The sequence below is a fragment of the Micromonospora sp. NPDC057141 genome (genome assembly GCF_042670805.1).
Classification (GTDB): domain Bacteria; phylum Actinomycetota; class Actinomycetes; order Mycobacteriales; family Micromonosporaceae; genus Micromonospora.
Genome location: NZ_JBHUVA010000016.1, coordinates 96,991 through 104,081, shown reverse-complemented (window position 1 = coordinate 104,081; position 7,091 = coordinate 96,991). Strand labels below are relative to the sequence as shown.

The following is a 7,091-nucleotide window of genomic DNA, read 5'->3' as shown; positions in this document are numbered from 1 at the left end:
GAGTACCCCGCATGTTCTGCACTGTCAGCGATGGCCTTGTCAGTCATTGTGAGAGGGCTGTGAGGCGTCCCAGGTGCGGACTTCGTAGTGGTCGAGTCCGCAGTCGGACTTCGCGGTCTCGAAGCAGTCCTCGACCGCCCAGCGCAGACCCATCACCCGGATGATCTCGGCGACCACGTCGGCGATGACGACGGTGACGTTGTCGGGGCCGCCGGCGCGCAGCGCCAGGTCGATCAGCCGCCGGGCGCACCCGTCCCGGTCCGGGTGCCCGGCCAGCACCTCGGCGAGGGTGTCCGGACGGACCACGTTGGACAGGCCGTCGCTGCACAGCAGCCAGCGGTCGCCGGCCCGGGGCACCATCGTCGCGTACGTCGGGGAGACCTCCCCGCCCTGCAACGCCTGGGTGACCACGGCCCGGCGGGGGTGGCTCGCGGCCTGGTCGGGGGTGATCAGGCCCTGGTCGACGAGCATCTGCACGAAGGTGTCGTCCCGGGTGATCTGCTTGAGCACCCCCTCCCGGTAGAGGTAGGCGCGGGAGTCGCCGACGTGGGCGAGGGCGAGGGCGCTTCCGGTGCGGGCGAAGAGCAGGGCGGTCAGGGTGGTGCCCATGCCCTGCCGCTCGGGGTCCTCGCGCACCGCCTGGGCGATCTGCGCGGTCGCCTGCTCGATGCCGCTCTGCAGGGCGGCGACGAGGGCGTCCTCGGGTGTGGCCAGGTCCAGGGGTCCGACCGCGTCGATCGCGATGCGGCTGGCCAGGTCGCCGGCGGCCATCCCGCCCATGCCGTCGGCGACGGCGACGAGCCAGGTGCCGGAGTGCAGGGCGTCCTGGTTGCCGCTGCGGATCAGCCCGCGGTCGCTCGCCCCGACGGAACGCAGCTTCAGGGTCATGGCACGCAGCCTGCCAGTTGGAGGGCGCAGTTGTCTCTAGGAGATCGCGACGACGCCGCGTGGCGCGGCGAATCTCACGCGACGGGCCGGGCCGACCCAATCTTATTCAGCGACCTCAATTGACACGGCAGACACCCGCTGGAAATATCAGGTCGATAGTGGGAGCGCTCCCAGCATCGGTGCAGCCCCGTCCCCCGGAAGGATCCCCCGTGACGCCATCCCGACGACGTCGACGCCGCCTCGCGGCACTCGCCGCGGCGACCACCCTGGCCCTCACCGGCACCACCGCCGGCGTGGCCCACGCCGAGGTCCCACCGGACGCCCCCGAGCAGCTGAAGAACGGCGACTTCAGCGAGGGCGTCTCCCCCTGGTTCTCGTACGGCACCGGCCCGCTCGGGGTGACCGACGGCCGGCTCTGCGCCACCGTGGCCGGCGGGCTGGCCAACCCGTGGGACGCCGGCATCGGCGAGGACGCCGTGCCGCTGACCGCCGGCGCCGAATACGAGCTGTCCTTCGACATCACCGCCACCCCCGGGGCGAACGTCAAGGCCGTGCTCCAGCTCGGGGCCGCCCCCTACACGCAGTACGCCAGCGTGGACGCCGCCGCCACCGGCACCAGCGCGCACTTCACCAAGACGTTCACCGCGAGCGAGGACAACCCGAGCGCGCAGATCATCTTCCAGGTCGGCGGGGCCGCCGCCGAGCAGACCATCTGCCTGGACAACGTCTCGCTGCGCGGCGGCGAGCCGCCGGAGCCGTACGAGCCGGACACCGGCCCCCGGGTGCGGGTCAACCAGGTCGGCTACCTGCCGGGCGGGCCGAAGAGCGCCACCGTGGTCACCGAGGCCACCACCCCGTTCGCCTGGCAGCTGCGCTCCGCCGCCGGCGCGGTGGTGGCCAGCGGGCAGAGCAAGCCACGCGGGGTCGACGAGGCGTCCGGGCAGAACGTGCAGACCATCGACTTCTCGTCGTACCGGACGCCGGGCACCGGCTACACGCTCGTCGCCGACGGCGAGACCAGCCACCCGTTCGACATCTCCGGCACCCTCTACGACAAGCTGCGCAGCGACGCCCTCCAGTTCTTCTACATCCAGCGCAGCGGCATCGCCATCGACGGCGACCTGGTCGGCGAGGAGTACGCCCGCGCCGCCGGCCACCTCGGCGTCGCCCCCAACCAGGGCGACACCAGCGTGCCCTGCCAGCCGGGGGTCTGCGACTACTCCCTGGACGTGCGCGGCGGCTGGTACGACGCGGGCGACCACGGCAAGTACGTGGTCAACGGCGGCATCGCCACCTACCAGCTGCTGAACACCTTCGAGCGGACCAAGACGGCGGCCACCGCCGACGCCGGCGCGGCGCTGGGCGACAGCACCCTGCGGGTGCCCGAACGCGGCAACGCCGTGCCGGACATCCTCGACGAGGCCCGCTGGGAGCTGGAGTTCCTGCTGCGCATGCAGGTGCCGGCCGGCAAGCCGCTGGCCGGGATGGCCCACCACAAGATCCACGACAAGAACTGGACGGGCCTGCCGCTCGACCCGGCCGCCGACCCGCAGCCGCGCGAGCTGCACCCGCCGTCCACGGCCGCCACGCTCAACCTGGCCGCCGTCGCCGCCCAGTGCGCCCGGCTGTTCGCCCCGTACGACGCGGCGTTCGCCACCCGCTGCGGCACCGCCGCGAAGACCGCGTACGCGGCGGCCAAGGCCCACCCGGCGAGCTACGCCAGCCCCACCGACGGCACCGGCGGCGGCACGTACGACGACGTCGACGTCAGCGACGAGTTCTACTGGGCCGCGGCCGAGCTGTTCCTGACCACCGGCGAGGCCGCGTACCTGACCGACCTGACCGCCTCGAAGCACCACACCGGCGCGGTCTTCGGCGACCAGGGCTTCGGCTGGCAGGGCGTCGCCGCGCTGGGCCGGCTCGACCTGGCCACCGTTCCCAGTGGCCTGCCGACCGCCGAGCGCAACCGGGTGCGCGCCTCGGTGACCGCAGCCGCCGACCGTTACCTGGAGATCGCCGCCGGCCAGGCGTACGGGCTGCCGATGCCCGGCGACGCCAACAGCTACTTCTGGGGCGCCAACGGCAACATCACCAACAACGCGGTCGTGCTGGGCACCGCCTTCGACCTGACCCGCGACGCGAAGTACCGCGACGGGGCCGTGCAGGCGGCGGACTACCTGTTCGGCCGCAACGCGCTCAACATCTCGTACGTGACCGGGTGGGGCGAGCACGCCGCGCGCAACCAGCACAGCCGGATGTACGCCAACCAGTTCGACCCCGCTTCGCCCAACCCGCCCGCCGGTTCCCTCGCCGGTGGCGCCAACGCCGGCCTCCAGGACCCGTTCTCGTCGAACCTGCTCGCCGGCTGCAAGCCGATGTTCTGCTATGTCGACGACATCAACTCGTACTCGACGAACGAGATCGCGATCAACTGGAACTCGGCGCTGACCTGGCTGGCCTCGTTCCTCGCCGACCAGGACGACGCGGCGGCCGTGCCGGCGCCCACCTGCTCGGTGTCGTACGACAACTACGGCACCTGGCACGGCGGCACCGGGTTCACCGCCCAGGTGACCATCCGCAACTCCGGCACCGCCGTGGTGAACGGCTGGACCGCAAGGTTCGCCTTCACCGGTGACCAGAAGGTGCGGGAGGCGTGGATGGCGAAGGTGACCCAGTCCGGGGCCACCGTGACGGCCAAGAACGAGTCGTACAACGCCCGGATCGACCCGGGCGGCAGCACGACGTTCGGCTTCAACGCGACCACGGCCGGCGGCGCGAACCCGGCACCGGGCCTGGTCACGGTCAACGGTTCGCCCTGCGCCCTGTCCTGACCCGTTCTGCCGGAAAGGGGTGGCCTCCCGCGTGGGAGACCACCCCTTTCGGTGTTCCGGCCGGCAGGTGGTGCTCCGGATCAGGCGGGCAGGCCGCCGACCTGCGTGTTGATCCAGGAGCGGATCGACGGCAGGTCACCGTAGATGGACGGGCCGGTGGCGCAGGTCGGGTTGTTGTTCCCGGCCCGGCTGGTCGCGCCGATCAGGTTCCACACCCCGTTGACCTTGCGCACCTGCGGGCCGCCCGAGTCGCCGTAGCAGGCCCCGGCGACGCCGCCGGTGTTGTTGGTGCAGATCTCGTACGTGGCGTTGATGCCGCTGCACCGGCTGTCGGCCACGATCGAGGTGTCCAGCTCGCGGGCCACCGTCGGCGCGGAGCCGCAGCCCTGGGTCGGGCAGGTCTGGCCCCAGCCGATGATCCGGGTGGCCGTGCCGACCGCGCCCGAGGTGGTCGGGATCGGGGCCGGCGCGTAGCTGACCGAGCTGGCGAGCTGGAACAGCTTCACGTCGATGGTGGGGTGGTTGACCGCCCGGCTCACCCCGACGACGGTGCCGCCGCTGGTGCGGTTGGTGCTGCCCACCCGCACCGTGGCCGGCGTCGGGCAGTGCTTCGCGGTGACCACCCAGTTGGCCTTGATCAGCGATGCGGTGCAGCCGGAGCTGTAGACCAGGAAGGAGTAGTTCTCCGAGGCGGTGACGCCGCCGACGACGTTCGGCGTGATCTCGCCGCCGGTGTCGTCGCCGTTCCAGACGTACGTCTTCCCGGCGGTCGCCGAGGCGGCGAGGCGGCCGGCGAAGAGCTGGTTGACCCGGGACGCCTCGGCGGCGCTGGGGATCGCGTTGGTGCAGGACACCGGCGCGCTGCTGCCCGACATCAGGTCGGAGCAGAGGCCGGTGCGCTTGTCGGGCAGGCCGAGGATGTGGCCGATCTCGTGGGTGGCGATCCGGGTCCGGTCGTAGCCCTGGTTCACCGCCTCCCAGCCCATCCACACCCGCCCGTTGCCGAGCGAGGTCGTCTGCGCCCGGGGCCAGCCGTTGTCGACGTAGATGGTGATGTTGCCGGGGGTGGCGGGCAGCAGCCGGACGGTGCTGACGTTGCTGTTCCAGATCTGGGCGGCCTGGTCGAAGTTGGTGCGGAACTCGCCGGCCCGGCTCGCGTCGTAGTAGACGGTGCGGACGGCGGAGGCGCTGGTGGCGGTCGCGGCCAGCACGCCGGCGGCGGCCAGGACGGCCGCGACCACGGCTCCCGCCGTACGCAGCAGTTGTCGTCGGATCACACGCACTCCTCGGATGTCACGGCGGCAGCCGCCGCCATCATCGATGTGCGTCGATATTAGATCGGGTCCGGTCGATCCGCGCATAGCGGCTGCGTCATACGAGCCACGTCGGCCGGCCGACCGTCCACTGTGCCCGGAGCCCGTGCGCTCCACCTCACCTGCGACGTGGGCTCAGCCGATCTCCTCGTCGACGAAGCACCAGCGCCACGCCTCCCCCGGCTGGATCGACCGCATCACGGGGTGGCCGGTGGCCGCGAAGTGCTTCGACGCGTGCTGGTACGGCGACGAGTCGCAGCAGCCCACGTGCCCGCAGGTCAGGCAGGACCGCAGGTGCACCCAGTCGTCGTTGCCGACGGCAACGCAGTCCGGGCACTGGGTCGTGGTCCGAGGCTCGGCCGTGCCCGCCTCCGTCAGGTGCTCGCAGCTCATGACTCACCCTTCCGCCGCAGCAGCGACTCCTCCAGGTCCAGGTCGAAGTACGCCTGCACCAGCGCCTCCTCGGGTATCCGGCCGGAGTCGCGGGCGGCCCGGAACACCTCCCGCTCCGCGTCGATCATCTCCTGCCGCAGCCGACCGTACGCCTGCGACGGCGTCTCCCGCTCGGTGCCGCCGAGCCGCTCCCACGCCAGGTTGGTGCGCTCCTGCGACACCCGGCGCAGCCGCTCCACGACCGCCGTCGGCGCCGACTCGGCCAGCTCGTCGAGCCGCTCCCGGGCGGCGCGGCTGGCCTGCTGCTGGACGCCCGCGGCCGAGAGCGCGTCCTGCACCGGGTCGTCCGGCGGCAGCTTCAGCCGGCGCGCCACCGCCGGCAGGGTCGCGCCCTGGCCGACCAGCGTCACCACGATCACCGCGAAGGCCAGCCAGATGAACAGCTGCCGGGGATAGGGGCGGTCCTGCGCGAGGGTCAGCGGCAGGGCCAGCGCGGCGGCCAGGGTGACCACCCCCCGCATCCCGGCCCAGCCGATGACGATGGGGAACTTCACCGGCGGGGCCGGGTCCCGCTGCCGCACCCGGGGCACCAGGCGGGCCAGGTAGGTGGCCGGGAAGAGCCAGACGAACCGGGTCACGAAGACGGTGAGCAGCACCGCGCCGGTGATGGCGGCGAGGAAGCCCAGCGGCTCGTCCAAGTCCCGCAGCACCTCGCGCAGTTGGAGGCCGACCAGCAGGAAGACCAGCCCCTCCAGCAGGAACCGGACCAGCCGCCAGAACGCACCGATCTGCAGCCGGGACGCCGCCGACATCAGCAGCGGCATCTTGTGCCCGATCCCGAGCCCGGTTACCACCACGGCGACCACCCCGGAGGCGTGGATCTCCTCGGCGGCGAAGACCACCGCGAACGGCACGATCAGCGACACCGCGTTGTCCAGCAGCGGGTCGGTGATCCGCTTGTGCAGGAACCCGAAGACCACCACCCCGAGCAGGCCCATCACGATGCCGCCGCCGGTGGCGATCAGCACCTCCCAGGCCACGTCGCGGACCCCGACCGAGGTGCCGACCGTCGCCATGGTGGCCACCCGCAGCAGCACCAGCGCGGTGGCGTCGTTGATCAGGCTCTCGCCCTCCAGGATGGTCACCACCCGGCGGGGCAGGCCGATCCGGCGGGCCACGGCGGTAGCCGCGACCGCGTCCGGCGGGGCGACCACCGCGCCGAGGGCCAGGCAGACGGCGAACGGCACCGCCGGCAGCAGCAGATGCACCACGAGGCCGACCGCGAACGCGGTGAAGATCACCAGCCCGACGGCGAGCAGCAGGATCGGCCGCAGGTTGCGCCTGAACGCCGGCACCGACGTCTCCAGGGCCGCCACGTACAGCAGCGGCGGCAGGATGCCCACCAGCACCAGGTCCGGTTCCAGCCGGACCTGGGGGAAGCCGGGCACGAAGGAGAGCGCGAGGCCGACCACCACGAGCAGGATCGGCGCGAGCAGCCCGAGCCTGCGGGCCAGCGCCGCGCCGAGCGTCGCGATGGCGAGGAAGACGACGACCTCGAACAGGGACTCCATGGGGTACGAGCCTAGGACCCCACCCGGCGCGCACCGGTCACACGGCCCGCAGTTTCGGCGCAAGGAAGGGCCCCCTGTTGACGCATTCGGTAGAG

Annotated in this window: 4 protein-coding genes and 1 pseudogene; 1 reads left to right on the top strand and 4 read right to left on the bottom strand. The window is 72.2% G+C overall.

Annotation, left to right across the window (positions count from 1 at the left end; all coding sequences use genetic code 11):
* Window positions 1–165 precede the first annotated feature (165 nt).
* A pseudogene (locus ACFT41_RS12505) lies at window positions 166–888 on the bottom strand (PP2C family protein-serine/threonine phosphatase); the annotation flags it as partial.
* A gap of 209 nt (window positions 889–1,097) precedes the next feature.
* Here ACFT41_RS12505 and ACFT41_RS12500 point away from each other — a divergent pair.
* Window positions 1,098–3,719 (top strand): glycoside hydrolase family 9 protein, encoded by a 2,622-nt coding sequence (locus ACFT41_RS12500; protein ID WP_377590120.1) that lies wholly within the window; start codon window positions 1,098–1,100, stop codon window positions 3,717–3,719.
* Between the two features lie 80 nt (window positions 3,720–3,799).
* On the opposite strand, the gene ACFT41_RS12495 is transcribed toward ACFT41_RS12500, so the two are convergent.
* From ACFT41_RS12495 to ACFT41_RS12485, 3 genes are all read right to left on the bottom strand, one after another.
* The gene (locus tag ACFT41_RS12495; protein ID WP_377590119.1) at window positions 3,800–5,080 is read right to left on the bottom strand and encodes a snapalysin family zinc-dependent metalloprotease; all 1,281 of its coding nucleotides are present in this window, start codon (window positions 5,078–5,080) and stop codon (window positions 3,800–3,802) included.
* Window positions 5,081–5,167: 87 nt separating this feature from the next.
* Window positions 5,168–5,425 (bottom strand): UBP-type zinc finger domain-containing protein, encoded by a 258-nt coding sequence (locus ACFT41_RS12490; protein ID WP_377590117.1) that lies wholly within the window; start codon window positions 5,423–5,425, stop codon window positions 5,168–5,170.
* Complete coding sequence (locus ACFT41_RS12485; RefSeq protein WP_377590115.1) at window positions 5,422–6,996, bottom strand: Na+/H+ antiporter; 1,575 nt, start codon at window positions 6,994–6,996, stop codon at window positions 5,422–5,424. The genes ACFT41_RS12490 and ACFT41_RS12485 overlap by 4 nt, the downstream gene beginning before the upstream one ends.
* Window positions 6,997–7,091 lie beyond the last annotated feature (95 nt).